This is a genomic window from Ruegeria sp. HKCCD6119 (assembly GCF_013110585.1).
GTDB lineage: Bacteria > Pseudomonadota > Alphaproteobacteria > Rhodobacterales > Rhodobacteraceae > Ruegeria.
Genome location: NZ_WVQV01000026.1, coordinates 1 through 1775, shown reverse-complemented (window position 1 = coordinate 1775; position 1775 = coordinate 1). Strand labels below are relative to the sequence as shown.

Below are 1775 nucleotides of genomic sequence, written 5' to 3'. Positions count from 1 at the left end.
CCTGAGCTTTCATGTCGTCGGCGGAGATTCCGGCGACGGCGACGGGTTTTTTCATCGCGTCGCGGCGGAAAGGCTCGCCGAGCTCCTGGTTGATCAGGGCCTCGATCAGCGTGGTGATGCCGTTCTTCTGATCCTCGATCGCCTGATTCAGCGCTGCAGTCAGCTCGTCCTGGGTGCGGGCCACGACACCCTTCAGGCCACAGGCCTGCGCGATACCGGCGTAAGACACTTTGGTGTCCAGCTCGGTGCCGACGAAGTTGTCGTCGAACCACAGGGTCGAGTTGCGCTTTTCCGCGCCCCACTGGTAGTTGCGGAACACGATCTGGGTCACGGCGGGCCATTCCTCGCGGCCGATCGCGGTCAGTTCGTTCACCGCGATGCCAAAGGCACCGTCACCGGCAAAGCCCACGACCGGCACATCCGGGCAGCCGATCTTGGCACCAACGATGGCCGGCAGGCCATAGCCGCAGGGGCCGAACAGGCCCGGCGCCAGGTATTTGCGGCCCTCTTCAAACGATGGATAGGCGTTGCCGATGGCGCAGTTGTTGCCGATATCCGAGCTGATGATCGCCTCTTTCGGCAGGGCCGCCTGAATGGCGCGCCACGCCATGCGGGGGCTCATCCAGTCGGGCTTGGCCGAGCGGGCACGCTGGTTCCAGGTGGTGCCCGGATCGTCATCCTCGTGGGTCATCGAGGTCAGTTCCTGCGCCCAGGCCGATTTCTTCTGCGCGATGCGCTCTTTGCGCTCTTTGCGGCCTTCGTCACCGGCGGTGTCGCTCAGCTGGGCCAGAATGCCCTTTGCCACCTTGGCGGCGTCGCCGATGATGCCGACGCTGACCGCTTTGGTCAGGCCGATACGGTCAGGGTTGATGTCGACCTGGATGATCTTCGCATCCGCGGGCCAGTAGTTGATGCCATAGCCCGGCAGGGTCGAGAACGGGTTCAGACGGGTGCCGAGGCACAGGACAACATCCGCCTCGCTGATCAGCTCCATCCCGGCTTTCGAGCCGTTGTAGCCCAGCGGACCGGCAAACAGAGGGTGGCTGCCGGGGAAGGCGTCGTTGTGCTGATAGCCCACGCAGACCGGCGCATCCAGACGCTCGGCTAGCGCCTTCGAGGCCTCGATCCCGCCCTTGGACAGCACCACGCCCGCACCGTTCAGGATCACCGGGTTCTTGGCGTTCGACAGCAGCTCGGCCGCCTGCGCCACGGCGGTTTCGCCGCCCGCAGGGCGCTCGAACTCGACGATGGCGGGCAGGTCGATATCGACCACCTGGGTCCACATGTCACGCGGGATGTTGATCTGGGCCGGGGCGCTGGCGCGCTTGGCTTTCATGATCACGCGGTTCAGAACCTCGGTGACGCGGGTCGGGTCGCGGACCTCTTCCTGATAGGCGACCATGTCCTCGAACAGCTTCATCTGCTCAACTTCCTGGAAACCGCCCTGACCGATGGTCTTGTTCGCCGCCTGCGGAGTGACCAGCAGCAGCGGCGTGTGGTTCCAGTAGGCGGTTTTCACGGCGGTCACGAAATTGGTGATGCCGGGGCCGTTCTGCGCGATCATCATCGACATCTTGCCGGTCGCACGGGTGTAGCCATCCGCCATCATCCCCGCGCTGCCTTCATGCGCACAGTCCCAGAACATGATCCCGGCCTTCGGGAACAAGTCCGAGATCGGCATCATCGCAGATCCAATGATCCCGAACGCATGCTCAATCCCGTGCATCTGCAAAACCTTAACAAAGGCCTCTTCCGTCGTCATTTTCATAAGGGTG

General features: G+C 63.5%; 1 protein-coding gene. It reads right to left on the bottom strand.

Annotated features, from left to right (window positions below; all coding sequences use genetic code 11):
* A partial coding sequence (xsc, locus tag GS611_RS20990) for a sulfoacetaldehyde acetyltransferase (RefSeq protein ID WP_171638648.1) occupies positions 1–1768 on the bottom strand: 1768 nt, incomplete at its 3' end.
* Positions 1769–1775: the final 7 nt, after the last annotated feature.